Origin of the sequence: Streptococcus sp. CM6 (assembly GCF_000526095.1) — a bacterium.
GTDB classification, from domain to species: domain Bacteria; phylum Bacillota; class Bacilli; order Lactobacillales; family Streptococcaceae; genus Streptococcus; species Streptococcus oralis_BW.
In genome coordinates this window covers 1-26,827 of record NZ_JATS01000024.1, presented here as the reverse complement: position 1 = coordinate 26,827, position 26,827 = coordinate 1, and the positions used below count along the sequence as shown (strand labels likewise).

Here is a 26,827-nt window from a genome sequence, read left to right as displayed (position 1 = left end):
AACTGACAAAATAGATCAGGTTAGAATTTGACAGAAGTTCTTATTTTTCTTATAATGCAGATGGAAAGGTGGTAGGATGAAAAAATTATTAATTTTAGGAACTGTTGTTACTGCTAGTGTTTTTCTAGCTTCATGCTCTAATAAATCGCAAACAGCAACCGAAGAAAGTTCGACTGCGGCTGTTAGTTCTTCTAGCAGTCAGGAAACGAGTAGCTCTAGCTCTACTGTTTCTGAAGCGAAAAAGGAAGAGACGCAAATCATCGGTTCGAATGAATATGGTTTTGTCAAGGTACCCAAATCATGGGTTCGATTCCATGAAGTAGAAGGTGGAAATGATATACAGTATTGCGATGGAACAGATATCAACATTGTTACGCTGAATACCTTCAAGGCTGAGCAGTTTAATATCAGCGAAGAAGAATATGCTAAACTGGATGTTGTGACTGTCTCATCTAGTATTTTAACTTCCAAAGAACAAAGCTCTGATTTCAGTAAGGTTTGGGGCTCCAAATCGACCATTGGAGGTTATGAAGCCTATGTTGTCAATGCAATTGCTAAGTCAGGGAAATACCTCGTTACTTGGGTTTTCCGATCAAATGATGGTAAAATCCGCTATGTTTCACTTGAAGGGGATGGGGAAACTTTAAAAACAATCTTACCGATGGTTGAAAGTGGCTGGTCAACTACTAAATCTGAATAAATGAAAAAAAGAAGATCCTTGGTCTTCTTTTTATTTTTTTACGAATAGATAGATGAGTAGAAAAAGAAATGGAGTTGTATATGAAGATCACAAACTATGAGATTTACAAATTGAGAAAAGCTGGGCTGACAAATCAACAAATTTTAACTGTTCTTGAATACGATGAGACTGTAGATCAGGAGCTCTTGCTAGGTGATATTGCAGAACTATCGGGGTGTCGTAATCCTGCTGTCTTTATGGAACGCTATTTCCAGATAGATGATGCACAGTTGGAGAAGGAGTTCCAAAAATTTCCATCCTTCTCGATTCTTGATGACTGTTATCCTTGGGATTTGAGTGAGATTTATGATGCTCCAGCACTCTTGTTTTATAAAGGGAATCTAGACTTGCTGAAGTTTCCAAAGGTTGCTGTTGTAGGGAGTCGTTCATGTTCTAGTCAAGGAGCAAAGTCTGTTCAGAGGGTCATTCAAGGTTTGGAAAACGAGTTAATCGTGGTCAGTGGTTTAGCCAAAGGGATTGATACGGCTGCTCATATGGCTGCACTCCAAAATGGTGGAAAAACCATTGCAGTGATTGGAACAGGTTTGGATGTGTTTTATCCTAAAGCCAATAAACGTTTGCAAGACTACATTGGCAATGACCATCTGGTTCTCAGTGAATATGGACCTGGCGAGCAACCTCTGAAATTTCATTTTCCAGCTCGAAATCGTATCATAGCAGGACTGTGTCGTGGGGTTATTGTAGCAGAGGCAAGGATGCGTTCGGGCAGTCTCATCACCTGTGAGCGTGCTATGGAGGAAGGGCGCGATGTCTTTGCCATTCCAGGGAACATTTTAGATGGCCATTCAGATGGCTGTCACCACCTGATCCAAGAGGGAGCAAAACTGATTGCCAGTGGTCAGGATGTGCTGGCTGAGTTTGAATTTTAAGGAGAAATTGTTCCCTCAGATAAACTTTTCTTCTTATATATAAGACTTAGGTCTTGACAGCTATAGAAAAATGGTTTACACTTTATAAAGTTTATTACTTTGAAAAGGTGTGATAGTGTGGCTACGGCAACAAAGAAGAAAAAATCAACAGTTAAAAAAAATCTAGTCATCGTAGAGTCGCCTGCTAAGGCGAAAACGATTGAAAAATATCTAGGCAGAAATTATAAGGTTTTAGCCAGTGTCGGGCATATCCGTGATTTGAAAAAATCCAGTATGTCAGTTGACATTGAAAATAACTATGAACCGCAGTATATCAATATCCGTGGAAAAGGTCCTCTCATCAATGACTTAAAAAAAGAAGCCAAAAAAGCTAATAAAGTCTTTCTGGCGAGTGACCCGGACCGTGAAGGAGAAGCAATTTCCTGGCATTTGGCTCATATCCTTGATCTGGATGAGAATGATGCCAACCGTGTGGTTTTTAATGAAATCACCAAAGACGCAGTAAAAAATGCCTTTAAAGAACCTCGCAAGATTGATATGGACTTGGTCGATGCCCAACAAGCTCGTCGTGTCTTGGACCGCTTGGTAGGCTATTCGATTTCGCCAATTTTGTGGAAAAAGGTCAAGAAAGGCTTATCAGCAGGGCGCGTGCAGTCTGTTGCCCTTAAGCTCATCATTGACCGTGAAAATGAGATCAATGCCTTCCAACCAGAAGAATACTGGACAATTGATGGTGTCTTTAAGAAGGGAACCAAGCAATTTCAGGCTTCTTTCTATGGTATGAATGGCAAAAAGATGAAATTGACCACCAATGAAGAGGTCAAAGAAGTCTTGTCCCATCTGACTAGCAAAGATTTCACAGTAGACCAGGTAGATAAGAAAGAACGCAAACGCAATGCGCCCCTACCTTATACGACCTCAACCATGCAGATGGATGCTGCCAACAAAATCAATTTCCGTACTCGTAAGACCATGATGGTTGCCCAACAGCTCTATGAAGGAATCAATATCGGATCAGGCGTGCAAGGTTTGATTACCTATATGCGTACAGACTCGACCCGTATCAGCCCTGTGGCTCAGAATGAAGCGGCAAGCTACATTAACGACCGTTTTGGTAGCAAGTATTCCAAGCATGGTAGCAAGGTCAAGAATGCCTCAGGTGCTCAAGATGCCCACGAAGCCATTCGTCCATCAAGCGTCTTTAATACACCAGAGAGCATCGCTAAGTACTTGGACAAAGACCAGCTCAAACTCTATACCCTTATCTGGAACCGTTTTGTAGCGAGCCAGATGACGGGAGCTATCTTTGATACCATGGCTGTCAAGCTCTCTCAAAATGGAGTTCAGTTCGCAGCAAATGGTAGCCAAGTTAAGTTTGATGGTTATTTAGCAATTTACAATGACTCTGACAAAAACAAGATGTTGCCAGATATGGCTGTTGGAGATGTAGTCAAGCAGGTGAATAGCAAGCCAGAACAACATTTCACTCAACCGCCAGCTCGCTATTCGGAAGCGACCCTTATCAAGACCTTGGAGGAAAATGGTGTTGGACGTCCTTCAACTTACGCTCCGACTATTGAAACTATCCAAAAACGCTACTACGTTCGTCTGGCAGCCAAACGTTTTGAACCAACAGAATTGGGAGAAATTGTTAACAAGCTCATCGTTGAATATTTCCCAGACATCGTAAACGTGACCTTTACAGCTGAAATGGAAGGAAAACTGGATGATGTCGAAGTTGGAAAAGAGCAGTGGCAACGCGTTATTGATGAATTTTATAAACCATTCTCCAAAGAAGTAGCCAAGGCTGAAGAGGAAATGGAAAAAATCCAGATCAAGGATGAGCCAGCTGGATTTGACTGTGAGGTTTGTGGCAGTCCGATGGTGATTAAGCTCGGTCGTTTTGGTAAATTCTATGCTTGTAGCAATTTCCCAGACTGCCGTCATACGCAAGCGATTGTCAAAGAGATTGGAGTCGAGTGTCCAAGCTGTCATCAAGGACAAATCATCGAACGCAAAACCAAGCGCAATCGTATCTTCTATGGTTGCAATCGCTATCCTGAATGTGAGTTTACTTCTTGGGACAAACCAATTGGCCGTGATTGTCCAAAATGCGGACACTTCCTTGTGGAGAAAAAAGTCCGTGGTGGTGGCAAGCAGGTTGTATGTAGTAATGGCGACTACGAAGAAGAGAAAATTAAATAAAATGAAGAGTCCTGAAAATGAATTTCAGGCTCTTTTTTGTTGATGCTTGACAAATTTCCCCCTTGTATGCGAAACTAGAGGAAGAGTAATTTATCTAGGAGAAATCATGCGTATTATTTATCTCTGTATTGGCTTTATTTCACTGGCTTTAGCTGTTATTGGAGTTGTCCTACCACTTTTGCCAACAACACCCTTTCTTTTGTTAGCTATCGCTTGCTTTTCAAAATCTTCTAAGCGTTTTGAAGACTGGCTTTATCATACAAAGCTTTATCAGACCTATGTGGCTGATTTTCGGGAAACCAAGTCTATAGCGCGTGAACGCAAGAAAAAAATCATCGTATCTATCTATATCTTGATGGGAATTTCTATTTATTTTGCCCCTCTTTTGCCAGTCAAAATCGGTCTGGGAGCCCTGACTGTCTTTATCACCTATTATCTCTTTAAAGTCATTCCTGACAAAGAATAGATAAAAATAGTAGTTATTTGCCTTGATAAAAATGAAAGCCTATTTAAAATAATATGATATAATAAATTCAAAGAAAACATCAAGGAGAATCAAATGATTTACGAATTTTGTGCTGAAAATGTGACCTTGCTAGAAAAAGCGATGCAGTCTGGAGCTCGTCGAATCGAACTTTGTGACAATCTAGCAGTGGGTGGAACAACACCTAGCTATGGAGTGACCAAGGCAGCGGTTGAACTGGCAGCTAACTACGACACGACCATTATGACCATGATTCGTCCCCGTGGTGGCGACTTTGTCTATACTGATCTTGAAATAGCGATCATGCTAGAAGACATTCGTTTGACTGCTCAGGCTGGAAGTCAAGGTGTTGTATTTGGTGCTTTAACTGCTGATAAGAAGTTGGATAAGGCTAATCTTGAAAAGCTGATTGCCGCATCTAAAGGAATGGAAATTGTCTATCACATGGCCTTTGATGAATTGAGTGATGAAGACCAGTTGGAAGCCATTGACTGGCTCAGCCAAGCCGGAGTCACTCGTATCTTAACTCGTGCTGGTGTGTCTGGAGACTCGCTAGAGAAACGTTTCGCTCATTATCACAGAATTTTGAAACATGCAGCTGGTAAAATTGAAATTCTACCAGGTGGGGGGATTGACTTGGACAACCGTCAAACCTTTATCGACCAGCTGGGTGTGACACAATTGCATGGAACTAAGGTTGTCTTTTAAAAAATAGAAAGGAACTGCTAGCTTTTGGTAGCAGTTTTCACTTATGTTTGAAATTTTTAAATCCTATCAGTTTAATAAAGAAAAAGCCCATGCCTATGGTTTTGTAGAAGATGAGCAAGTTTGGACTTATAGTTGCCAGATTTTGCAAGGTGACTTTTCCATGACAGTCTCTATCACTCCTGATAATGTGAGCTTTCAGGTTTTTGACCAGGAAACGGGTGACCTCTATCCTCAAGTACATATGGAAAGTATGCGGGGAAGTTTTGTCGGAAGTGTTCGTGAGGCTTGTTTGGAGATTCTCTACCAGATTCGGAAGGATTGCTTTGATGTGCAGGATTTTATCTGTCCTCAGACTAAGCGAATCATGTCTAAAGTTCAGGAAAAGTATGGTAATCAGTTGGAGTATCTGTGGGAAAAGTCGCCTGATACAGCAGTGTTAAGACATGAAGGAAATAAGAAGTGGTATGCTGTTATGATGAGAATCCCATGGGATAAGCTGGAAAAGGGCAGAGAAGGGCTAGTCGAAGCAGTCAATATCAAACACGATCAAGTGGCTGACTTGCTTTCAAAAAAAGGCATTTATCCAGCCTTTCATATGAACAAACGCTACTGGATTAGTCTGGCGCTTGATGATAGTTTGCTAGATGAAGAAGTGTTAGAACTCATCGAAAGAAGTTGGAATTTGACTGTGAAAAAATAAGGAAAGTTACTTGAGTTTTCAAATACTTTCAATTAGCAAAATATTCTTTACTGAAGAAATTTTCAGAAAATAATGGATTTTTTCTTGACAAGTGTTTTTAGCTATGCTAAAATACTAAACAAGATATCAAACGAAGGAGAAAGTCAAACATGAAACCAGCTAAGTTTAATCAATTTGCTTTGTTGTTGAGGTACTCGGGCTAGTGCAGAAGCATTAGTCCTGTTTGGCTTACCAAGCGGGAGTAAATCAACATCTCGCTTGGGTTCCCGAGCGAGATGTTTTTTCTATACTGAAATTTTGAAGGGGGAATTCTTATGCGTAGAGTTGAGTTTCTAGACACCAGTCTCCGTGATGGTGAGCAGACACCAGGTGTTAATTTTTCAATCAAGGAAAAGGTTGCCATCGCAAGACAGCTGGAGAAATGGGGTATTTCAGCCATCGAAGCTGGTTTTCCGGCAGCGAGTCCAGATTCATTTTTGGCAGTTCAGGAAATTGCCAAGGTCTTAAAGAAAACTGCTGTAACTGGTTTGGCACGTTCGGTCAAGTCTGATATAGATGCTTGTTACGAGGCGCTTAAGGATGCCAAGTATCCACAGGTTCATGTCTTTATCGCTACCAGTCCGATTCACCGCAAGTATAAGCTAAATAAGAGCAAGGAAGAGATTTTAGAAGCTATTAAGGAGCATGTTTCTTACGCACGTTCTAAGTTTGAAATTGTCGAATTTTCTCCAGAGGATGCGACCAGGACAGAGTTGGATTTCCTCTTGCAAGTCGTTCAAACAGCAGTTGATGCAGGTGCGTCTTATATCAATATCCCTGACACGGTTGGATTTACCACGCCAGAAGAGTACGGAGCTATTTTCAAACACTTGATTGAGAATGTCAAGACGAATCGTCAGATTATCTATTCACCTCACTGTCATGATGACCTCGGAATGGCAGTGGCTAACAGCCTTTCTGCTGTCAAGAATGGTGCAGGACGAGTCGAAGGGACCATCAATGGTATCGGGGAGCGAGCCGGTAATGCAGCCCTTGAAGAAATAGCAGTGGCCCTCAATATTCGCCAAGATTACTACCAAGCAGAAACAAGTATTGTCCTAAATGAAACCATTAATACGTCAGAAATGGTTTCTCGCTTCTCTGGTATTCCAGTTCCTAAAAACAAAGCGGTGGTTGGTGGAAATGCCTTCTCTCACGAGTCTGGTATTCACCAAGATGGAGTTCTTAAAAATCCTCTTACCTATGAAATCATCACACCTGAATTGGTTGGTGTTAAGAGTAATAGTCTTCCGCTTGGAAAATTGTCAGGTCGCCATGCTTTTGTTGAGAAACTAAGAGAATTGGCTCTAGACTTTGCAGAAGAGGATATCAAACCACTCTTTGCTAAGTTCAAGGCGTTAGCGGACAAGAAACAAGAAATCACAGATGCAGATATTCGAGCTCTGGTAGCTGGAACCATGGTTGAAAATCCAGAAGGCTTCCACTTTGATGATTTACAACTTCAAACTCATGCAGATAATGACATTGAAGCACTTGTTAGCCTAGCCAATATGGATGGTGAAAAAGTCGAATTTAATGCAACAGGGCAAGGTTCCGTTGAAGCAATCTTTAACGCTATCGATAAGTTCTTCAACCAATCTGTCCGCTTGGTGTCCTATACCATTGATGCTGTGACAGATGGGATCGATGCCCAGGCTCGGGTTTTGGTTACTGTTGAAAACAGAGATACAGAAACCATTTTTAACGCAGCAGGGCTTGATTTCGATGTACTGAAGGCTTCGGCTATTGCCTACATCAATGCCAATACCTTTGTTCAAAAGGAGAATGCTGGTGAGATGGGGCATAGTGTTTCCTACCGCGATATGCCTAGTGTGTAAAGGAGAAGGCTATGACAAAGAAAATAGTGGTCCTAGCAGGGGACGGAATCGGTCCAGAAATCATGGAAGCTGGTTTGGAAGTTTTGGAGGCCCTAGCTGAAAAAACAGGCTTTGACTATGAGATAGAAAGGCGACCTTTTGGTGGTGCTGGGATTGATGCTACGGGGCATCCCCTACCTGATAAAACCCTCAAGGCATGTAGGGAAGCAGATGCTATCCTTCTGGCGGCTATCGGTAGTCCCCAGTATGATGGGGCAGCGATTCGGCCTGAACAAGGACTGCTGGCGCTTCGTAAGGAACTCAATCTCTATGCTAATATTCGCCCCGTAAAAATCTTTGACAGTCTCAAGCATTTGTCACCTCTCAAACCGGAACGAATTGCTGGTGTAGACTTTGTCGTGGTGCGTGAGTTGACAGGTGGTATCTACTTTGGGGATCATATCCTTGAAGAGCGAAAAGCGCGTGATATCAACGACTACAGCTATGAGGAAGAGGAGCGAATTCTTCGCAAGGCATTTGAAATCGCAAGAAGTCGCAGAAAAATCGTTACTAGTATCGATAAGCAAAATGTTCTAGCCACATCAAAACTCTGGCGCAGAGTGGCGGAGGAAGTCGCACAGGATTTTCCAGATGTGATCTTGGAACACCAGTTGGTGGACTCAGCTGCCATGCTCATGATTACCAATCCTGCTAAGTTTGATGTCATCGTGACAGAAAATCTTTTCGGAGATATCTTATCTGATGAATCAAGCGTTCTATCTGGCACACTTGGGGTTATGCCATCAGCCAGTCATTCTGAAAATGGCCCAAGTCTCTATGAACCCATTCACGGTTCAGCACCTGATATTGCAGGTCAAGGAATTGCCAATCCTATTTCCATGATTTTATCAGTGGCCATGATGCTGAGAGATAGTTTTGGACGTTTTGAGGATGCGGAGCGTATCGAACATGCAGTAGAAGCCAGTTTGGCAGCAGGAATTTTAACGCAAGATATAGGAGGTCAGGCTTCGACCAAGGAAATGACGGAAGCTATTATTGCAAGGTTATGAAGTTAGATGAAAAAATTACTCTAGTCCTTTTGATTTGGAATGTCATGGTTTTCTTGATTTACGGCATTGACAAATCCAAGGCAAGAAGAGGTGCTTGGCGCATCCCAGAGAAAATATTATTGACTTTAGCACTTGTCTGCGGTGGTTTTGGTGCTTGGTTGGCAGGAATCACCTTTCACCATAAAACTAGAAAATGGTACTTTAAAACAGTTTGGTTTCTCGGGATGGTAACTACACTAGTAGCCTTATATTTTATTTGGAGGTAACGGATGGCAGGAAAATCGATTTTTGATAAATTATGGGACCGTCATGTCATCACTGGAGAAGAAGGGCAGCCCCAACTCATGTATGTGGATCAGCACTATATCCACGAGGTGACCAGTCCCCAAGCTTTTCAAGGATTGCGAGATGCAGGTCGAAGATTGAGACGACCAGACTTGACATTTGGAACCTTTGACCACAATGTCCCGACTGTCAATATCTACGATATTCGAGATGTCATTTCGAAAGCGCAAATCGATAAGCTTGCTGAAAATGTTGAGGAGTTTGGGATCGAACATGCGGCCCACGGCTCTGAAAAACAAGGAATCGTTCATATGGTTGGTCCAGAAACAGGACGGACTCAACCAGGAAAATTCATCGTCTGTGGAGACAGCCATACAGCAACTCACGGAGCCTTCGGAGCTATCGCCTTTGGGATTGGAACCAGTGAGGTCGAGCATGTCTTCGCTACTCAGACACTCTGGCAAGTTAAACCCAAGAAAATGTTAGTAGAATTCACTGGTGTTCCTCAAAAAGGAGTCTATTCCAAGGATTACATTCTCGCCTTGATTGCCAAGTACGGCGTTGCCTGTGGTGTTGGCTATGTAGTTGAATATCGTGGGCAAGCGATTGATGCACTGACCATGGAAGAGAGGATGACCATCTGCAATATGTCCATCGAGTTTGGCTCTAAGATGGGAATCATGAATCCAGATCAGAAGACTTATGACTATTTAAAGGGTCGCGAGTGTGTTCCCAAGGATTTTGATGTGGCAGTAGACGATTGGAAAAGACTGGTTAGTGATGATGATGCTGTCTATGATAAGGTTATCCAGATGGATGTCTCAGACTTGGCTCCTATGGTGACTTGGGGAACCAATCCTGCTATGGGTGTTGACTTTGACAGTAGCTTCCCAGAAATTAAGGATATGAATGATGAGCGAGCCTACAATTACATGAACTTGGAGCCTGGTCAAAAGCCAGCAGATATTGAACTAGGCTATATCTTTATTGGATCTTGTACCAATGCTCGTCTCAGCGATTTACAACTGGCTGCGCGATTTGTCAAAGGGAAGAAAATTGCTCCTAACTTAACGGCTATCGTAGTCCCGGGCTCTCGTCCTGTGAAACGAGCTGCTGAGAAGTTGGGCTTGGATAAAGTATTCTTAGATGCTGGTTTTGAGTGGAGAGATCCAGGTTGTTCTATGTGTCTAGGGATGAATCCTGACAAGGTTCCAGATGGTGTCCACTGCGCTTCAACTAGCAACCGTAACTTTGAGGACAGACAAGGTTTTGGTGCTAAGACCCATCTCTGCAGTCCAGCCATGGCAGCTGCGGCAGCTATCGCAGGGCGTTTCGTAGATGTTCGACAGATGCCAGAAGCCCAGTAAGGAGAGGATATGGAGAAATTTACAGTTTATACGGGAACTACCGTTCCTCTTATGAATGATAACATTGATACTGACCAAATCCTTCCCAAGCAGTTTCTCAAGTTAATTGATAAGAAAGGTTTTGGTAAGTACCTTATGTACGCTTGGCGTTATCTGGACGACAAGTATACTGAGGACCCAGACTTTGTCTTTAACCGACCAGAATACCGTAAAGCTAGTATTCTCATCTCAGGGGATAACTTTGGCGCAGGATCGTCTAGGGAACACGCAGCTTGGGCATTAGCTGACTATGGTTTTAAGGTCGTGATTGCAGGGTCTTTCGGTGATATTCATTACAATAATGAACTCAATAATGGTATGTTACCTATTGTCCAACCCAGAGAGGTTAGAGAGAAACTAGCCCAGTTACAACCAAGCGATCAGATAACCGTGGACTTGGAACAACAGAAAATCATCTCACCAGTTGGAGTCTTCACTTTCGAAATCGATAGCGAATGGAAACACAAGCTCTTAAATGGTTTGGATGATATCGGTATTACCTTGCAGTATGAAGATTTGATTGCTGCTTATGAAAAACAACGCCCAGCCTACTGGCAGGATTAGAAAAAATAGAAAAGGAAATAGAACTATGACAAAACACATTCAATGGAACGGAACACTTTCACAAGAAGGCTATGACATTTTAAAAGGTGAGGGCGGATGTATCGTTTGTCCTACCAAGGTTGGTTATATCATCATGACTAGCGATAAGGCAGGACTTGAACGCAAGTTTGAAGCCAAAGAGCGTAACCGTAACAAACCAGGGGTTGTTCTCTGTGGTAGCATGGACGAGCTTCGCGCTTTAGCACAACTCAATCCAGAAATTGAAGCCTTCTACCAAAAACATTGGGACGAAGACATTCTCCTCGGTTGTATCCTTCCTTGGAAACCAGAAGCCTTTGAAAAATTGAAAGCATACGGTGATGGTCGTGAAGAACTCATGACAGACGTGCGTGGTACTAGCTGTTTTGTCATCAAGTTTGGTAAAGCTGGTGAACAGTTGGCTGCTAAACTTTGGGAAGAAGGTAAAATGGTATACGCATCATCAGCTAACCCATCTGGAAAAGGAAATCGTGGTAAGGTGGAAGGTATCGGAGAACGTATCGAAGGAGCAGTGGACCTTGTCATTGAAGCAGACGACTACGTGGCATCAATCCAGCCTGACAAAACGATTGAAACTCGCTACGAACAAGGGGTGATGGTTTCTATGGTTGATAAAGATGGTAAACTCATCCCAGAACAAGGAGGAGCTCGCTCAATCTCACCAGCTCCAGTTGTGATCCGTAAAGGGCTTGACATTGATAAGATTATGATGCACCTGTCAGATACCTTTAACTCATGGGATTATCGTCAAGGGGAGTATTATTAATATTGAAAAGAAGTCTAGTGTTGAGAGGGAATAAAGTCTCTACACTGGACTTTTCTTTAGAAATTCTTTTCTTTTTTTATAGGATATGATATTCTATATATGAAATAGGATTTTGAAATATTAAATACTGACTAGTCTATATATGAAAATGGAGCTACAAAATGGAAGAAAAATTAAATTATTGGATGATAGTTGCAGGAGGAGGTGGAAAAGTTTGGTCCCTATTTAAAGAAGAGAATATAGCTTGTATAGATTTTGATTCTAATTTGTCTAGTATTCTAGATTATAAAAATCCTCAAGAATTGAAACAGGGAAAACAGAGAGATAAATTTATTTGGAAATTTGCTCATGACATAAAAAAAGATGATTACATAATAGCTACCACAGGGGTTAAGGAAATTTTAGGAATTGGTCAATGTGTGAAACCTTATTATTTTGACGAATCTAAAAAAACATTTAAACATTGTATTGGTGTTAAATGGTTGAAAGTAGATGGTGGATGGGAATACCAAGGTAAAAAAGGTACAAGACAAACCATCAACTGGGATAGAAATTCAGAACGTATCAATTTATATAAATCTATTATAAATGGTACATACAGAAAAAATATAGAGAAAATTGTTATGTATAAAAATATTAACGATTATTTAGATAAATTAAAAAAATCCAAAAACCTCATCCTCCGTGGTGCTCCTGGCACAGGAAAAACTTATCTTGCTAAAGAAATTGCCAAAGAATTAACGGGTGGCAACGAAGACCAAATCGAATTTGTACAGTTTCACCCTTCCTATGATTATACGGATTTTGTAGAGGGGTTGAGACCAATCCTGGTAAATGATGGACAGATTAACTTTGGCTTGCAGGACGGCATTTTTAAGAAGTTTTGTCAGAAGGCTAAAGAAGCTCAAAAAACTGGAGGCCAAGATAATTTTGAGGAAACGTGGACTAGGCTAACGGATGCTATCAATGAAAAGCAAGGACAATACTTCTTTCCTCGTAGTTCTGTTCCAGCCAGTCTAAACAGTCAAGGGAATGTGAAGTTTGATTCTCCTGTTGCTACCAAAGAAAAAGTGTATCTTTTGTACAAGGGTGAAGAGACTAATTTAAAGTACGAAACTTATCAAAAAATTGTTTTGGATCACATGAAAGAAAGTTATGGATTATGTGATTATGTATCTCCAACGATTGACACAGACAAGAAATTCGTTTTCATCATCGATGAAATCAACCGTGGGGAGATTTCTAAGATTTTTGGGGAACTCTTTTTCTCTATTGATCCTGAATATCGTGGCGAAAGGGGGAGTGTTTCCACCCAGTATGCTAATTTACATGAGACGGATGAGAAATTTTATATCCCTGAAAATGTCTACATCATCGGAACAATGAATGATATTGACCGTTCAGTAGATACCTTTGATTTTGCTATGCGTCGTCGTTTCCGTTTTGTTGAAGTTACTGCTGAAAGCCAGTTATACATTCTAGATAAGAAACTAGATGGACATGAGGAAGAAGCGAAAAAACGTTTAAGAAACTTGAACGCTGCTATCAAAAACGTTCAGGAGTTAAACAGTCATTATCATATCGGACCAAGTTATTTCCTTAAGTTGGAAGAAGTGGATTTTGACTATGAGTTACTCTGGTCTGATTACCTCAAACCTCTATTGGAAGATTACTTACGTGGTTCTTATGAGGAGGCCGAAACTCTGGATACATTGAAAAAAGCATTTGATCTGACAAATAAAGAGCAAACAGATCAGCAAGATACTGGTGATAATGATGCGGATAACTGATAATCAGCATAGAATTGCTAGAGAAGACTTTGTCGCAGAATTTCCCAACCTAAGTCAAGCGCTCCTTGATAGAACACTAGATAACCTATCTCAAGAGGACAATATTTTTATTTTTCCAAATGATTTGATGAATTCTCCTGATTTAGACAAGGACCAAAAGATTTTGGAAACAGTTAATCAGGAAATCAAGACAGGCAATGTGATTGGTTTTCTGGGATGCGGTCAGGAAAGATTAACGATTTCCTCTCGTTTTTCTGATGAAAGTAACGACCATTTTTTACATTATCTTTTACAAAAGGTTCTCAATATCAATCTGAATAGTTTGGATGTCGGTCTATCTCAAGAGGATAGACTCTATCAACTTTTGATTTACCTCTTTCCAAAATATCTGCAAGCGGCTCTCCGAAAAGGTCTTTATAAGGAATACCAGAGATTTTCTCATAACGACAGTCATGTAAAGGGAGTGATAGATGTAGGAAATCATCTTAAGAGGAATGTTCCTTTTATGGGAAATATCGCCTACACAACGAGAGAGTTTACCTATGATAATTCACTCATGCAATTGATTCGGCATACGATTGAGTACATTAAGAATCAGAAAATCATTGGGCAAGGGCTCCTTGATAATCTCTTAACTAGTCGTGAAAATGTGGCAGAAATCGTGCGAGTAACACCATATTATAAACTAGCTGATCGTGCTAAGATTATTCGGGGAAATCAATCTAAACCTATACGTCATGCATACTTTCACGAGTACAGAAAGTTGCAAGAGCTTTGCCTGATGATTCTAAATAGAGAGAAACATGGGTTAGGATATCAAGAGCAAAAAATCCATGGTATTCTTTTTGATGTTTCCTGGCTTTGGGAAGAGTATGTTTATACCTTGTTGCCAAAAGTTTTCATCCATCCACGAAATAAGGATAAGACGGACGGAATTTCAGTATTTTCTGACCGTGAAAGAAAAGTATTTCCAGATTTTTATCATAAAGAGTTAAAAATAGTTTTAGATGCTAAATATAAAGAACTGGAGTTCACTGAAAAAGGAATCAACCGTGAGGACTTATTCCAGCTGATTTCCTATTCTTATATTTTAAAAGTTGAGAAAGCTGGTCTTGTTTTTCCGAGCAAGCAAAAGGTTGTTGATAATGAGATAGGAAAGCTAGCAGGTTATGGAGCTTTGTTGAAGAAATTGTCTATACAAATTCCTCAAAAGGCTTCATCTTATAATGAATTTTGTGAAATGATGGAAAGCTCCGAAGAAACTTTTAAAAGGAATATTACTAAGGAAGTGGGGAGAAACTAATCTCCTCACTTTTTATATTTAAACAAGAAACCGAACATTATTATTTTATAATTGAAATTATTTGACAAAAACTGTACTTTGGTTTATAATGATTCAAGGAAACGTCGTAAAAGACGTAGGGATGCGCAAGCATAGGTAGGTCATTACAAAAGAAACGAGACATCGATATGTTAAATGAATTTCCAATTTTTGATTACGAAGATATTCAGTTGATCCCTAATAAATGTGTCATTAAGAGCCGTGCAGAAGCGGATACAAGTGTCACACTTGGAAATCACACTTTCAAACTACCTGTTGTACCAGCCAACATGCAGACGATTTTGGATGAGAATGTTGCAGAGCAATTGGCTAAAGGCGGTTACTTCTACATTATGCACCGTTTTGATGAGGCTGGGCGCATTCCTTTTATCAAACGCATGCACGATCAAGGGCTCATTGCTTCCATTTCTGTCGGTGTCAAGGACTATGAGTATGATTTCGTTAGCCAACTCAAGGCTGATGCTCCTGAGTATATCACGATTGATATTGCTCATGGTCATGCAGACAGCGTGATTTCTATGATTCAGCACATCAAGAAAGAATTGCCAGATACTTTTGTCATTGCTGGGAATGTGGGAACACCAGAAGCTGTACGTGAATTGGAAAATGCTGGTGCGGATGCTACTAAGGTTGGAATCGGTCCTGGGAAGGTTTGTATCACCAAAGTGAAAACAGGTTTTGGTACAGGTGGTTGGCAGTTGGCTGCCCTACGCTGGTGTGCTAAGGCTGCGCGCAAACCAATCATCGCTGATGGTGGGATTCGTACCCATGGTGACATTGCCAAGTCTATCCGTTTCGGTGCTAGCATGGTCATGATTGGTTCCCTTTTTGCAGGACACATCGAAAGCCCAGGAAAAACGATTGAAGTTGAAGGTGAACAGTTCAAAGAATACTATGGTTCAGCTTCTCAATACCAAAAAGGAGCTTATAAAAACGTGGAAGGAAAACGCATCTTACTTCCTGCCAAAGGACATTTGCAAGATACCCTCACTGAGATGGAGCAGGATCTGCAAAGTGCCATTTCCTACGCAGGTGGACGCAAGGTTGCTGACCTCAAGCACGTTGATTATGTGATCGTGAAAAACTCTATCTGGAACGGGGATGCATCCCACTAAGACGGGCTATACGGCTAGAAAAAAACTTGTTATTAGAGCAAATTTTTGTTATAATGGAACAAGTTTCCACCCTTAGTGTAATGGATATCACGTAAGATTCCGGTTCTTGAGATGGGGGTTCGATTCCCTCAGGGTGGATGTAAATAGCCCAAGAAAGCCTTAAATAAGGCTTTTTCTTTATCTCGCCCCAAATTTGCCCCTAAAATTAAAAATTTTATTCTAAAAAATGCTCAAATCCCCTCTAGTCCCGTTTTAAAGTGACTCAGGGGGCTTTTTTTGATATAATAAAAGAGACTGTTATCAGTTAGAAAGAGGTTGGTATGAAAGAATTACAAACTGTACTAAAGAAGCGTTTTGCAATCGAATTTGCAGACAAAAACTTACTGGAAACTGCCTTTACTCATACGAGTTATGCCAATGAGCACCGCCTCTTAAAAATTTCACACAATGAGCGCTTGGAATTTTTAGGAGACGCTGTTCTGCAATTATTGATTTCAGAATATCTGTATAAAAAATATCCTAAGAAACCAGAGGGAGATTTGTCTAAACTCCGTGCCATGATTGTCCGTGAGGAGAGTTTGGCTGGTTTTGCGCGTGATTGCCAGTTTGATCAGTTTATCAAGCTGGGGAAAGGGGAAGAAAAGTCTGGTGGGCGCAATCGTGACACCATTCTTGGAGATGCCTTTGAAGCCTTTTTGGGAGCATTGCTTTTAGACAAGGATGTTGCTAGGGTAAAAGAGTTCATCTATCAAGTCATGATTCCCAAGGTTGAAGCAGGTGACTTTGAAATGATTAAGGATTACAAGACACACCTGCAAGAGCTACTCCAGGTCAATGGCGATGTGGATATTCGCTACCAGGTGACCTCTGAGACGGGCCCTGCCCATGATAAGGTTTTTGATGTAGAAGTTCTAGTTGAGGGCAAGAGTATCGGAAAAGGACAAGGCCGTTCTAAAAAATTGGCAGAACAAGAGGCCGCCAAAAATGCAGTTGAGAAAGGGCTGGATTCATGTATTTAAAGGAAATTGAGATCCAGGGATTCAAGTCCTTTGCTGACAAGACTAAGGTCGTATTTGACCAAGGCGTGACAGCTGTCGTTGGGCCCAATGGTTCTGGAAAGTCAAATATCACAGAAAGTTTGCGATGGGCCTTGGGAGAGTCCAGTATCAAGAGCCTTCGTGGTGGTAAGATGCCCGACGTTATCTTTGCTGGAACTGAAAGTCGTAAGCCGCTCAATTATGCCTCTGTTGTCGTGACCTTGGACAATGAAGATGGCTTTATCAAGGATGCAGGGCAAGTCATTAAGGTAGAACGCCATATCTATCGTAGTGGGGATAGCGAGTATCGAATTGATGGCAAGAAAGTGCGCTTGCGTGATATTCATGACCTTTTCTTAGATACCGGTTTGGGACGGGATTCCTTCTCCATCATTTCCCAAGGGAAGGTTGAGGAGATTTTTAATTCCAAGCCTGAAGAGCGCCGAGCTATTTTTGAAGAAGCTGCTGGAGTTTTAAAATACAAGACTCGTCGAAAAGAAACAGAAAGCAAACTGCAACAAACTCAGGACAATCTCGACCGCTTAGAGGACATTATCTATGAGTTGGACAATCAAATCAAGCCCCTTGCAAAACAAGCCGAGAATGCTCGCAAGTTTCTCGACTTGGATGGTCAACGCAAGGCGATTTACTTGGATGTACTGGTTGCCCAAATCAAGGAAAATAAGACTGAACTAGAGCTAACAGAAGAAGAGCTAATGCAGGTTCAGGAACTCTTGACTAGCTATTACCAAAAGCGTGAAGAGTTAGAAGAGGAAAATCAAACTCTTAAAAAGAAACGTCAGGATCTCCAGGCTGAAATGGCCAAGGATCAAGGAAGCTTGATGGATTTGACTAGTTTGATCAGTGACTTAGAGCGAAAACTAGCCCTTTCAAAACTGGAATCCGAGCAAGTAGCTCTCAATCAACAAGAAGCACAAACCCGTTTGGCGACTTTGGAAGATAAGAGAAAGGCTCTGAGTAAAGAAAAATCTGAAAAAGAAGCGAACTTGGAACAGTTAGAGGAAAGTCTAGCTGAAAATAACAAGGAACTCAATCGCCTAGAGGCAGAATTGCTGGCTTTTTCAGATGATCCTGACCAGATGATTGAGCTCCTGCGTGAACGTTTTGTGGCGCTTTTACAAGAAGAAGCGGATGTCTCAAACCAACTGACCCGCATCGAGAATGAACTGGAGAACAGCCGTCAACTATCTCAAAAACAAGCAGATCAACTTGAGAAATTGAAAGAACAGCTGGCTACAGCTAAAGAGAAGGCCAGTCAACAACAGGCTGAGCTTGAAACTGCCAAGGAGCAGGTTCAGAAATTATTGGCAGACTACCAAGCTAGTGCCAAGGAACAAGAGAAGCAGAAAGTTTCTTACCAAGCCCAGCAGAGTCAACTCTTTGACCGTCTGGATAGTCTCAAAAACAAGCAGGCTAGAGCCCAAAGTTTGGAAAACATCCTAAGAAATCATAGTAATTTTTATGCGGGTGTTAAGAGTGTTCTTCAAGAAAAAGACCGTCTTGGTGGGATCATTGGTGCAGTCAGTGAACACTTGACCTTTGATGTACATTATCAAACTGCTTTGGAGATTGCACTTGGAGCTAGTAGTCAACATATCATCGTAGAAGATGAAAACGCGGCAACCAAGGCGATTGATTTCCTCAAACGTAACAGAGCTGGTCGTGCGACCTTCCTTCCTTTGACAACGATCAAAGCGCGTACGATTTCGAGTCAGAATCAAGATGCTATCGCTGCAAGCCCAGGATTTCTGGGCATGGCAGATGAGTTGGTGTCGTTTGATAAGAGACTAGAAGCCATTTTCAAAAACTTGCTTGCTACGACGGCTATCTTTGATACTGTAGAACATGCGCGTGCCTCAGCTCGTCAAGTTCGTTACCAGGTTCGTATGGTGACGCTTGATGGTACCGAATTGCGTACAGGTGGTTCCTACGCGGGTGGTGCCAATCGTCAAAACAACAGTATTTTCATCAAGCCAGAACTGGAGCAATTACAAAAAGAAATTGCTAAAGAAGAAGCTGACTTGCGGTCAGAAGAAGCGAATTTGAAGGCCTTGCAAGATGAGATGGCAGTATTGGCAGAAAGATTAGAAGCTATCAAGTCTCAGGGTGAGCAAGCTCGTATTCAGGAGCAAGGTTTGTACCTTGCTTATCAACAAACCAATCAGCAGGTCGAAGAACTGGAAACGCTTTGGAAACTTCAAGAAGAGGAATTAAATCGTCTTTCTGAAGGAGATTGGCAAGCGGATAAGGAAAAATGCCAAGAGCGCCTTTCTACTATCGCAAGTGAAAAGCAAAATCTGGAAGCTGAGATTGAAGAGATTAAGTCTAACAAAAACGCTATTCAAGAACGTTATCAAAACTTGCAGGAACAGATTTCTCGAGCGCGCTTGCTTAAGTCAGAACTGCAAGGACAAAAGCGGTACGAAGTGACTGATATAGAACGCTTAGGTAAGGAACTGGATAATCTGGATATCGAACAAGAGGAAATTCAGCGCCTTCTCCAAGAAAAGGTTGATAATCTTGAGAAGGTTGATACGGATCTGCTAAGTCAGCAGGCGGAAGAGGCCAAAACTCAGAAAGCCAATCTTCAACAAGGTCTGATTCGCAAGCAGTTTGAATTGGATGATATCGAGGGTCAACTGGATGATATTGCCAGCCATTTGGATCAGGCTCGCCAGCAGAACGAAGAGTGGATTCGCAAGCAAACACGTGCTGAAGCCAAGAAGGAAAAGGTCAGCGAACGCTTGCGCTATCTACAAGCTCAATTAACAGACCAGTACCAGATTAGCTATAATGAGGCGCTAGAAAAGGCTCATGAACTGGAAAATCTCACTCTGGCGGAGCAAGAGGTTAAGGATTTAGAGAAGGCTATTCGCTCGCTGGGCCCTGTCAACTTAGACGCTATTGACCAGTACGAAGAAGTTCACAACCGTCTGGACTTCCTCAATAGTCAACGAGATGATATTTTGTCTGCGAAAAACCTACTCCTTGAGACCATCACAGAGATGAATGATGAGGTTAAGGAGCGCTTCAAATCAACCTTTGAGGCTATTCGTGAGTCCTTTAAAGTGACCTTTAGACAGATGTTTGGCGGTGGTCAGGCAGACTTGATATTGACTGAGGGCGATCTTTTAACAGCTGGTGTGGAGATTTCTGTTCAACCACCAGGTAAGAAAATCCAGTCTCTCAACCTCATGAGTGGTGGTGAAAAAGCCCTATCTGCTCTGGCTCTGCTCTTCTCAATCATCCGAGTTAAGACTATTCCTTTCGTCATCTTGGACGAGGTAGAGGCGGCGCTGGATGAAGCTAATGTCAAACGTTTTGGGGATTATCTCAACCGCTTTGATAAGGATAGTCAGTTTATCGTCGTGACCCACCGTAAGGGAACGATGGCGGCAGCGGACTCTATCTATGGAGTTACCATGCAAGAATCAGGTGTATCTAAAATTGTTTCGGTTAAGTTAAAAGATTTGGAAGAAACAATAGACTAGTTACCAAATGATAGCATCTCTTAGGAGGTGCTATTTTTTAAAACTAAAGTGCTAAATCTTCTCTTACGGTCAGTTCAGGCGCAAAAACGACATTTGGGATTTCCTCTTAGCGAAAAGACTTGCTCTATGATATAATAGTTTCATGATTACAACAGTACCTATTAAGAACGAAAAAGATATTGCAGTACCAGGGAAAACAGTCCTTGTACTAGGTTATTTTGATGGTATCCACAAGGGACATCAGAAACTCTTTGAAGTGGCCAGCAAGGCTTCGATGAAGGATTATCTGCCAGTTGTCGTGATGACCTTTACAGAATCGCCGAAACTTGCCTTACAACCTTACCAACCTGAGCTCATGCTTCATATTGTCAACCATGAGGAACGGGAGCACAAGATGAAGTGGCACGGAGTAGAGGCTCTCTTCTTACTTGACTTTAGTAGCAAGTTCGCCAATCTAACAGGGAAAGAATTCTTTGATACCTATATCAAGGCTTTAAAACCGGCTATCATCGTGGCAGGATTTGATTACACGTTTGGGTCTGATAAGAAAACTGCGGATGACCTGAAGGACTATTTTGATGGAGAGATCATCATTGTTCCTCCAGTTGAGGATGAAAAGGGCAAGATTAGTTCTACACGGATTCGTCAGGCAATTCTTGATGGAGATGTAAAGGAAGTCAATCATTTGCTCGGCACTCCGCTCCCATCTCGTGGGATGGTCGTTCACGGAAATGCTCGTGGGCGTACTATCGGTTATCCAACAGCAAATCTGGTCCTAAGAGACCGAACTTATATGCCAGCGGACGGTGTTTACGTAGTCGATGTGGAAGTGCAGCGTCAGAGATATCGTGGAATGGCGAGCGTTGGCAAAAATGTCACCTTTGATGGAGAAGAACCACGTTTTGAAGTCAATATTTTTGACTTTTCAGATGATATTTACGGTGAGACCGTCATGGTCTACTGGCTGGACCGTGTCCGAGATATGGTCAAATTTGACTCCGTAGAGGAACTGGTAGACCAACTCCAGAAAGACGAAGAGATTGCTCAGAATTGGAAGGATGGAGAGTGAGAGTTAAAAAAGTAAACCAATTTTGTGTTTGCTTTTTTATTTTTGAAAGAAATTTTAATAGAAAGAAACATAATTGAAGGTTGATTGAAAATCTGTTAAAATAGTGATATTCATAACTTTAAAACCAAAGAAAAGAGACTAGTATGATTACAGGCGAATTAAAAAATAAAATTGATCAGCTGTGGGAAATGCTGTGGACTGAAGGAAATGCAAATCCTCTAACAAATATTGAACAATTGACTTATCTTCTGTTTATGAAGGATTTGGATAGTGTCGAGCTTGGACGCGAAAGCGATGCTGAGTTTCTAGGAATTTCTTATGAGGGAATTTTTCCAAAAGACAAACCTGAATACCGTTGGTCGACTTTTAAGAATATGGGAGATGCTCAGGAAGTCTATCGTTTAATGACACAGGAGATTTTTCCATTTATGAAGAATCTCAAGGGTGATACTGATGATACAGCTTTTTCACGTTATATGCGTGAAGCTATCTTTCAAATAAATAAACCTGCTACTCTCCAAAAGGTGATTTCTATATTAGATGAATTTCCAACCAGAGATTCAGGTATAGACTTTGATAGTGACACACAGGGGATTAATGATATTGGCGATATCTATGAATATCTGCTATCAAAATTGTCAACCGCAGGTAAAAATGGACAATTTCGTACACCTCGTCACATCATCGATATGATGGTTGAGTTGATGCAACCAACTATCAAGGATATTATCTCAGATCCTGCTATGGGGTCTGCGGGTTTCTTAGTATCTGCTAGCCGTTACTTAAAGCGTAAAAAAGATGAATGGGAAACCAATCCAGATAATATCAACCATTTTCATAACATTATGTTTCATGGGAATGATACGGATACAACTATGCTTAGACTTGGTGCAATGAACATGATGCTGCATGGAGTGGAAAATCCACAAATTAGTTATCTTGACTCACTATCTCAAGATAATGAAGAAGCAGATAAATACACTTTAGTGTTAGCAAATCCTCCATTTAAGGGATCGCTTGACTACGATTCAACTTCAAATGATCTTCTTGCGACTGTAAAAACCAAAAAAACAGAATTACTTTTCCTTGCTCTTTTCTTGCGTACATTGAAACCAGGGGGACGTGCAGCAGTTATTGTACCTGACGGTGTCCTCTTTGGTTCTTCTAAAGCCCATAAAGGAATTCGTCAGGAAATTGTAGAGAATCATAAATTGGATGCTGTAATATCAATGCCAAGTGGTGTTTTCAAACCTTATGCTGGAGTTTCAACCGCCATTCTCATCTTTACAAAAACTGGAAATGGTGGAACGGATAAGGTCTGGTTTTACGATATGAAAGCAGATGGTTTAAGTTTGGATGATAAACGACAACCGATCAGTGACAATGATATTCCAGATATTATTCAACGTTTCCATCAACTTGAAAATGAAGCAGAACGTAAGAGAACGGACCAGTCTTTCTTTGTTCCAGTCGATGAGATAAAGGATAATGATTATGATTTATCGATCAATAAATACAAAGAAATTGAGTATGAAAAAGTTGAGTATGAACCAACAGAAGTCATCTTAAAGAAAATTAATGATCTAGAAAAAGAAATTCAAGCTGGCTTGGCAGAGTTAGAAGAATTACTCAAGTAGGGAGATGGATGTATGAAAAAAGTGAAGTTGGGGGAAGTTTGTGAGATATTAAATGGATTTGCCTTCAAGAGTTTGCTATATGTTAATGAAGGCATTCGTATTATAAGAATTACTAATGTTCAAAAAGGATACATCGAAGATAGTGATCCCAAATACTATCCAATTGAATATACAAATTCAATCGAGAAGTATATTTTAAAAGAAAATGATTTGCTTATGTCTTTAACAGGAAATGTTGGAAGAGTAGGATTAATAAGTAAAACAATGCTTCCTGCTGCGTTAAATCAACGGGTTGCCTGTTTAAGAACTATTGATAGTTTAATTTCCAAAGAATATGTATTTCAATTTCTTAATTCAGATCTGTTTGAGCAGTCAGCAATAAGAAGTTCTAATGGTGTTGCTCAAAAAAATTTAAGTACAGACTGGTTAAAAAAAGTAGAGATTACTTATCCTTCAGTTGAGCAACAAGAGTTGATTACTAGTACGTTAAATTTGATTGAACGATTAATTTGCTGTCGTAAAGAACAAAATAAAAAATTGAACGAGCTCGTCAAATCCCGATTTAACGAGATGTTTGGGGATCCTGTTTTGAATGAAATGGGTTGGGAAAAACATAGATTATCAAAATTAACATTAAAAATCGGTTCAGGGGCTACACCTAGAGGAGGAAGAGAAAGTTATGTCAACGAAGGGATAGCACTTATTAGAAGTATGAATGTATATGATGGTAAATTTATGTTCAAAGATTTAGCTTATCTAACTAATATTCAGGCTGAAAAATTAAATAATGTAATTGTTGAATCCGACGATGTTTTGCTTAATATTACAGGTGCATCTGTATCTCGTTGCTGTATTGTTCCTCAAAATATTTTGCCTGCAAGAGTTAATCAGCACGTTTCTATAATTCGTTGTAAAAAGCATTTATTATCACCAATATTTTTAAATCAACTTCTAATAACTTCAGAGTTTAAGAGTTTGTTACTGAAAATAGGAGAAAGTTCAGGCGCCACCCGTCAAGCTATAACAAAAAATCAGATTGAAGAATTATACGTCCCCCTCCCCCCTCTTTCCCTCCAAAACGAATTCGCAGACTTTGTGGCTCAAGTCGACAAATCACAATTGGCAATTCAAAAATCTCTGGAAGAATTGGAAACCTTGAAAAAATCACTTATGCAGGAATATTTCGGTTAAGATTTGAGATGAAATAGCAGTTTTACACTATCGTTGTAATTACCGTGATTATTTGTTATAATACTTCAAAGGAGGAAATTAGATGGTCGTAAAAACAAGAAAACAAGGAAATTCAATCACTATTACGATTCCAAGCGAGTTCAATATTCCAAGTGGTGTTAAATACGAAGCAAAATTGTTACCAAGCGGTGAAATTATCTTTACTCCTGAAGAATTGGATCATCAGGTCTCTTATGTTTCTGATGATGCCTTTAACTTAAAATTGGATACAATTTTTGATGAATACGACGATGTTTTCAAAGCTTTGGTGGAAAAATGACAGTCTATCTAACAGAAAAGCAAATTGAAAAAATCAATGCTTTAGTAATTCAACGGTATTCTCCAAAGGAGCAAATTCAAACAGTTAGTCCTTCAGCGTTAAATATGATTGTGAACTTACCAGAACAATTTGTTTTTGGCAAACCTCTTTATCCAACAATTTTTGATAAAGCAACAATATTATTTGTCCAATTGATAAAGAAGCATGTTTTTGCCAATGCCAATAAACGAACGGCCTTCTTTGTTTTGGTGAAGTTTTTACAATTAAATGGTTATCACTTTACTATTTCCGTGGAAGAAGCGGTTGATATGTGCGTGACTATAGCGGTAGAAGCTTTAACTGATGAAAAAATGATAAGCTACTCTAAATGGGTTTCTCAATATTCTGTCAGAGAAAAAATAAGCTAGTGTGTTGGATTTGAATGAGTATTAGAAAATAAACAGACAATATTAGAATTCTGAAATGCAGAAACTGATATTGTCTCTTTTTATTGATGAGTAATAATGAAAGTGAGAATTTATGGAATCAAAAGTTACAATTATCATACAAGAAATGTTACCCTTTTTAAACAATGAACAATTACTAGCATTGCGAGAGAGTTTAGAACGCCATCTAGTGGATGGAAAAAAGAAGCAGAAGCATTCGAATAATAATCTGTTGCAACTATTCATAACTGCTAAGCAGGTGGAGGGCTGTAGCGCAAAAACAATACGTTATTATCAGAGAACAATTGAAAATTTGTTTCATCATATTAAGGAATCTGTGACACAACTGACAACAGATGATTTAAGAAGTTATCTAGCAAATTATCAATCTGAAAAGGGCTGTAGTAAGGCGAATTTGGACAATATTCGGCGTATATTGTCCTCTTTTTTTGCTTGGCTTGAGCAAGAGGAATATATCATCAAGAATCCTATTCGAAGGATTAAAAAAATTAAAACAGAACAAACTGTGAAAGAAACTTATACGGACGAACATCTCGAAATTATGAGAGATAATTGTGAAAATTTAAGAGATTTGGCAATGATTGACCTACTAGCATCGACAGGTATGCGTGTAGGAGAACTGGTCCAGTTGAATCGTTCTGATATTGATTTTGAAAACAGAGAGTGCGTTGTTTTCGGAAAAGGAAAAAAAGAAAGACCCGTATATTTTGATGCTCGTACGAAAATCCATTTAAGAAACTATCTCAATGATAGAAAAGATGGTCATCCAGCTCTTTTTGTAACGCTAGTTGGAAAAGCCCAGAGACTTGGAATTGCTGGTGTCGAGATTCGATTGAGAAAGTTAGGACATAAACTTGGAATACAAAAGGTTCATCCACATAAATTCAGAAGAACCCTAGCGACTAAGGCGATTGATAAAGGAATGCCTATTGAACAAGTCCAAAAGCTACTTGGTCACAGCAAAATTGATACAACCCTGGCCTATGCCATGGTAAACCAAAGCAACGTTAAATATTCGCATCAAAAATTCATCTCTTAACTGCAAATCCCGATATTTCGAGGAGGTTGTTGCATGAAGAAAGTGAAGTTAGGGGAAGTGGCTACTTTTATTAATGGCTATGCTTTTAAACCTCAGGATTGGTCATCTGAAGGAAAAGAGATTATTAGAATACAGAATTTGACTAAAACTTCAAAAGAGATAAATTATTATTCGGGTACGATTGATAAAAAATATATTGTTGAAGATGGTGATATTCTTATTTCTTGGTCGGGGACATTAGGGGTTTTTCAGTGGTGTGGAAAATCCGCAGTGTTAAATCAGCACATTTTTAAAGTTGTTTTCGATAAGATGGATATCGATAAATCATATTTCAAATATGTTGTTGAAAAAGGTTTGCAAGATGCTATAAAACATACTCATGGTTCCACAATGAAACATTTAACTAAAAAATATTTCGATAATATTATGGTTTCATATACAAATTTGAGAGAGCAACAAAGAATTGCAAGTGAACTGGATTTGTTAAGCAAGCTGATTTTAAGGAGACAAGAACAACTTGAAGAGTTTAATATACTTGTAAAATCCCGATTTAACGAGATGTTTGGGGATCCTGTTTTGAATGAAATGGGTTGGGAAAAACATAGATTATCAAAATTA

The 26,827-nt window shown here is 40.2% G+C and carries 24 protein-coding genes and 1 tRNA gene; all 25 read left to right on the top strand.

Translation table 11 applies throughout. From position 1 onward, the window contains the following. The first annotated feature begins 76 nt into the window (after positions 1 to 76). Positions 77 to 700 carry a hypothetical protein gene (locus HMPREF1516_RS08490; protein WP_033606329.1) on the top strand — a complete coding sequence of 208 codons (624 nt, stop codon included), beginning with the start codon at positions 77 to 79 and terminating at the stop codon, positions 698 to 700. A gap of 80 nt (positions 701 to 780) precedes the next feature. Then, on the top strand, positions 781 to 1,629 hold the full coding sequence (gene dprA, locus HMPREF1516_RS08485) for a DNA-processing protein DprA (RefSeq protein WP_033606328.1): 849 nt from the start codon (positions 781 to 783) through the stop codon (positions 1,627 to 1,629). Positions 1,630 to 1,746: 117 nt separating this feature from the next. After that, a complete protein-coding gene (gene topA, locus HMPREF1516_RS08480) occupies positions 1,747 to 3,834 on the top strand; it encodes a type I DNA topoisomerase (protein WP_033606327.1) in 2,088 nt (695 codons plus the stop codon). Positions 3,835 to 3,940: 106 nt separating this feature from the next. Then, positions 3,941 to 4,300 (top strand): YbaN family protein, encoded by a 360-nt coding sequence (locus HMPREF1516_RS08475; RefSeq protein WP_001220351.1) that lies wholly within the window; start codon positions 3,941 to 3,943, stop codon positions 4,298 to 4,300. Between the two features lie 93 nt (positions 4,301 to 4,393). Further along, positions 4,394 to 5,026 (top strand): copper homeostasis protein CutC, encoded by a 633-nt coding sequence (locus tag HMPREF1516_RS08470; protein WP_000638819.1) that lies wholly within the window; start codon positions 4,394 to 4,396, stop codon positions 5,024 to 5,026. A gap of 43 nt (positions 5,027 to 5,069) precedes the next feature. Beyond that, positions 5,070 to 5,726 (top strand): MmcQ/YjbR family DNA-binding protein, encoded by a 657-nt coding sequence (locus HMPREF1516_RS08465; protein ID WP_000461557.1) that lies wholly within the window; start codon positions 5,070 to 5,072, stop codon positions 5,724 to 5,726. A 314-nt stretch (positions 5,727 to 6,040) separates the two neighbouring features. Further along, a complete protein-coding gene (locus tag HMPREF1516_RS08460) occupies positions 6,041 to 7,603 on the top strand; it encodes a 2-isopropylmalate synthase (protein ID WP_001255109.1) in 1,563 nt (520 codons plus the stop codon). A gap of 11 nt (positions 7,604 to 7,614) precedes the next feature. Then, on the top strand, positions 7,615 to 8,652 hold the full coding sequence (leuB, locus tag HMPREF1516_RS08455) for a 3-isopropylmalate dehydrogenase (protein ID WP_000162565.1): 1,038 nt from the start codon (positions 7,615 to 7,617) through the stop codon (positions 8,650 to 8,652). Next, positions 8,649 to 8,918, top strand: coding sequence for a DUF1294 domain-containing protein (locus HMPREF1516_RS08450; protein WP_000762442.1), 270 nt, complete (start codon positions 8,649 to 8,651; stop codon positions 8,916 to 8,918). Before leuB ends, HMPREF1516_RS08450 begins: the two co-directional genes overlap by 4 nt. 3 nt (positions 8,919 to 8,921) lie before the next feature. Then, positions 8,922 to 10,304, top strand: coding sequence for a 3-isopropylmalate dehydratase large subunit (leuC, locus tag HMPREF1516_RS08445; protein WP_000907568.1), 1,383 nt, complete (start codon positions 8,922 to 8,924; stop codon positions 10,302 to 10,304). 9 nt (positions 10,305 to 10,313) lie between these two features. Beyond that, a complete protein-coding gene (gene leuD / locus HMPREF1516_RS08440; protein ID WP_000410623.1) occupies positions 10,314 to 10,907 on the top strand; it encodes a 3-isopropylmalate dehydratase small subunit in 594 nt (197 codons plus the stop codon). Between the two features lie 25 nt (positions 10,908 to 10,932). After that, a complete protein-coding gene (locus HMPREF1516_RS08435; protein WP_000160503.1) occupies positions 10,933 to 11,712 on the top strand; it encodes an L-threonylcarbamoyladenylate synthase in 780 nt (259 codons plus the stop codon). Between the two features lie 161 nt (positions 11,713 to 11,873). Then, on the top strand, positions 11,874 to 13,502 hold the full coding sequence (locus HMPREF1516_RS08430; RefSeq protein WP_033606326.1) for an AAA family ATPase: 1,629 nt from the start codon (positions 11,874 to 11,876) through the stop codon (positions 13,500 to 13,502). Next, the gene (locus HMPREF1516_RS08425; protein WP_084647667.1) at positions 13,486 to 14,805 is read left to right on the top strand and encodes an McrC family protein; all 1,320 of its coding nucleotides are present in this window, start codon (positions 13,486 to 13,488) and stop codon (positions 14,803 to 14,805) included. The genes HMPREF1516_RS08430 and HMPREF1516_RS08425 overlap by 17 nt, the downstream gene beginning before the upstream one ends. A 167-nt stretch (positions 14,806 to 14,972) precedes the next feature. Continuing rightward, complete coding sequence (locus HMPREF1516_RS08420; protein ID WP_000931165.1) at positions 14,973 to 15,959, top strand: GMP reductase; 987 nt, start codon at positions 14,973 to 14,975, stop codon at positions 15,957 to 15,959. Positions 15,960 to 16,025: 66 nt separating this feature from the next. Further along, positions 16,026 to 16,097: transfer RNA gene (locus tag HMPREF1516_RS08415), tRNA-Arg, on the top strand. A 182-nt stretch (positions 16,098 to 16,279) separates the two neighbouring features. Beyond that, the gene (gene rnc / locus HMPREF1516_RS08410) at positions 16,280 to 16,978 is read left to right on the top strand and encodes a ribonuclease III (RefSeq protein ID WP_000661472.1); all 699 of its coding nucleotides are present in this window, start codon (positions 16,280 to 16,282) and stop codon (positions 16,976 to 16,978) included. Next, the gene (smc, locus tag HMPREF1516_RS08405; protein ID WP_000280890.1) at positions 16,969 to 20,508 is read left to right on the top strand and encodes a chromosome segregation protein SMC; all 3,540 of its coding nucleotides are present in this window, start codon (positions 16,969 to 16,971) and stop codon (positions 20,506 to 20,508) included. Before rnc ends, smc begins: the two co-directional genes overlap by 10 nt. Positions 20,509 to 20,650: 142 nt before the next feature. Further along, positions 20,651 to 21,577, top strand: coding sequence for a bifunctional riboflavin kinase/FAD synthetase (locus HMPREF1516_RS08400; protein ID WP_033606324.1), 927 nt, complete (start codon positions 20,651 to 20,653; stop codon positions 21,575 to 21,577). 143 nt (positions 21,578 to 21,720) lie between these two features. Next, the gene (locus tag HMPREF1516_RS08395) at positions 21,721 to 23,214 is read left to right on the top strand and encodes a type I restriction-modification system subunit M (protein WP_000627758.1); all 1,494 of its coding nucleotides are present in this window, start codon (positions 21,721 to 21,723) and stop codon (positions 23,212 to 23,214) included. 12 nt (positions 23,215 to 23,226) lie between these two features. Further along, positions 23,227 to 24,405 (top strand): restriction endonuclease subunit S, encoded by a 1,179-nt coding sequence (locus HMPREF1516_RS08390; RefSeq protein WP_033606323.1) that lies wholly within the window; start codon positions 23,227 to 23,229, stop codon positions 24,403 to 24,405. 82 nt (positions 24,406 to 24,487) lie between these two features. After that, a complete protein-coding gene (locus tag HMPREF1516_RS08385; protein ID WP_000260600.1) occupies positions 24,488 to 24,724 on the top strand; it encodes an AbrB family transcriptional regulator in 237 nt (78 codons plus the stop codon). Next, on the top strand, positions 24,721 to 25,131 hold the full coding sequence (locus HMPREF1516_RS08380; RefSeq protein ID WP_033606322.1) for a type II toxin-antitoxin system death-on-curing family toxin: 411 nt from the start codon (positions 24,721 to 24,723) through the stop codon (positions 25,129 to 25,131). Before HMPREF1516_RS08385 ends, HMPREF1516_RS08380 begins: the two co-directional genes overlap by 4 nt. A 112-nt stretch (positions 25,132 to 25,243) precedes the next feature. After that, positions 25,244 to 26,209 carry a site-specific tyrosine recombinase/integron integrase gene (gene xerA / locus HMPREF1516_RS08375; RefSeq protein ID WP_033606321.1) on the top strand — a complete coding sequence of 322 codons (966 nt, stop codon included), beginning with the start codon at positions 25,244 to 25,246 and terminating at the stop codon, positions 26,207 to 26,209. A 33-nt stretch (positions 26,210 to 26,242) separates the two neighbouring features. Beyond that, positions 26,243 to 26,827 (top strand): restriction endonuclease subunit S (locus HMPREF1516_RS08370; RefSeq protein WP_033606320.1); only part of this gene is annotated, 585 nt, incomplete at its 3' end.

Bases quoted from the DNA above. Each gene is read 5' to 3' on its own strand.
- HMPREF1516_RS08380 (WP_033606322.1), top strand. From the start codon at position 24,721: ATGACAGTCTATCTAACAGAAAAGCAAATTGAAAAAATCAATGCTTTA.
- HMPREF1516_RS08395 (WP_000627758.1), top strand. From the start codon at position 21,721: ATGATTACAGGCGAATTAAAAAATAAAATTGATCAGCTGTGGGAAATG.
- HMPREF1516_RS08420 (WP_000931165.1), top strand. From the start codon at position 14,973: ATGTTAAATGAATTTCCAATTTTTGATTACGAAGATATTCAGTTGATC.
- HMPREF1516_RS08460 (WP_001255109.1), top strand. From the start codon at position 6,041: ATGCGTAGAGTTGAGTTTCTAGACACCAGTCTCCGTGATGGTGAGCAG.
- smc (WP_000280890.1), top strand. From the start codon at position 16,969: ATGTATTTAAAGGAAATTGAGATCCAGGGATTCAAGTCCTTTGCTGAC.
- HMPREF1516_RS08435 (WP_000160503.1), top strand. From the start codon at position 10,933: ATGACAAAACACATTCAATGGAACGGAACACTTTCACAAGAAGGCTAT.
- rnc (WP_000661472.1), top strand. From the start codon at position 16,280: ATGAAAGAATTACAAACTGTACTAAAGAAGCGTTTTGCAATCGAATTT.
- HMPREF1516_RS08430 (WP_033606326.1), top strand. From the start codon at position 11,874: ATGGAAGAAAAATTAAATTATTGGATGATAGTTGCAGGAGGAGGTGGA.
- HMPREF1516_RS08425 (WP_084647667.1), top strand. From the start codon at position 13,486: ATGATGCGGATAACTGATAATCAGCATAGAATTGCTAGAGAAGACTTT.
- dprA (WP_033606328.1), top strand. From the start codon at position 781: ATGAAGATCACAAACTATGAGATTTACAAATTGAGAAAAGCTGGGCTG.
- HMPREF1516_RS08465 (WP_000461557.1), top strand. From the start codon at position 5,070: ATGTTTGAAATTTTTAAATCCTATCAGTTTAATAAAGAAAAAGCCCAT.
- HMPREF1516_RS08390 (WP_033606323.1), top strand. From the start codon at position 23,227: ATGAAAAAAGTGAAGTTGGGGGAAGTTTGTGAGATATTAAATGGATTT.
- leuD (WP_000410623.1), top strand. From the start codon at position 10,314: ATGGAGAAATTTACAGTTTATACGGGAACTACCGTTCCTCTTATGAAT.
- xerA (WP_033606321.1), top strand. From the start codon at position 25,244: ATGGAATCAAAAGTTACAATTATCATACAAGAAATGTTACCCTTTTTA.
- HMPREF1516_RS08385 (WP_000260600.1), top strand. From the start codon at position 24,488: ATGGTCGTAAAAACAAGAAAACAAGGAAATTCAATCACTATTACGATT.
- HMPREF1516_RS08400 (WP_033606324.1), top strand. From the start codon at position 20,651: ATGATTACAACAGTACCTATTAAGAACGAAAAAGATATTGCAGTACCA.
- HMPREF1516_RS08470 (WP_000638819.1), top strand. From the start codon at position 4,394: ATGATTTACGAATTTTGTGCTGAAAATGTGACCTTGCTAGAAAAAGCG.
- HMPREF1516_RS08475 (WP_001220351.1), top strand. From the start codon at position 3,941: ATGCGTATTATTTATCTCTGTATTGGCTTTATTTCACTGGCTTTAGCT.
- leuC (WP_000907568.1), top strand. From the start codon at position 8,922: ATGGCAGGAAAATCGATTTTTGATAAATTATGGGACCGTCATGTCATC.
- HMPREF1516_RS08450 (WP_000762442.1), top strand. From the start codon at position 8,649: ATGAAGTTAGATGAAAAAATTACTCTAGTCCTTTTGATTTGGAATGTC.
- leuB (WP_000162565.1), top strand. From the start codon at position 7,615: ATGACAAAGAAAATAGTGGTCCTAGCAGGGGACGGAATCGGTCCAGAA.
- HMPREF1516_RS08490 (WP_033606329.1), top strand. From the start codon at position 77: ATGAAAAAATTATTAATTTTAGGAACTGTTGTTACTGCTAGTGTTTTT.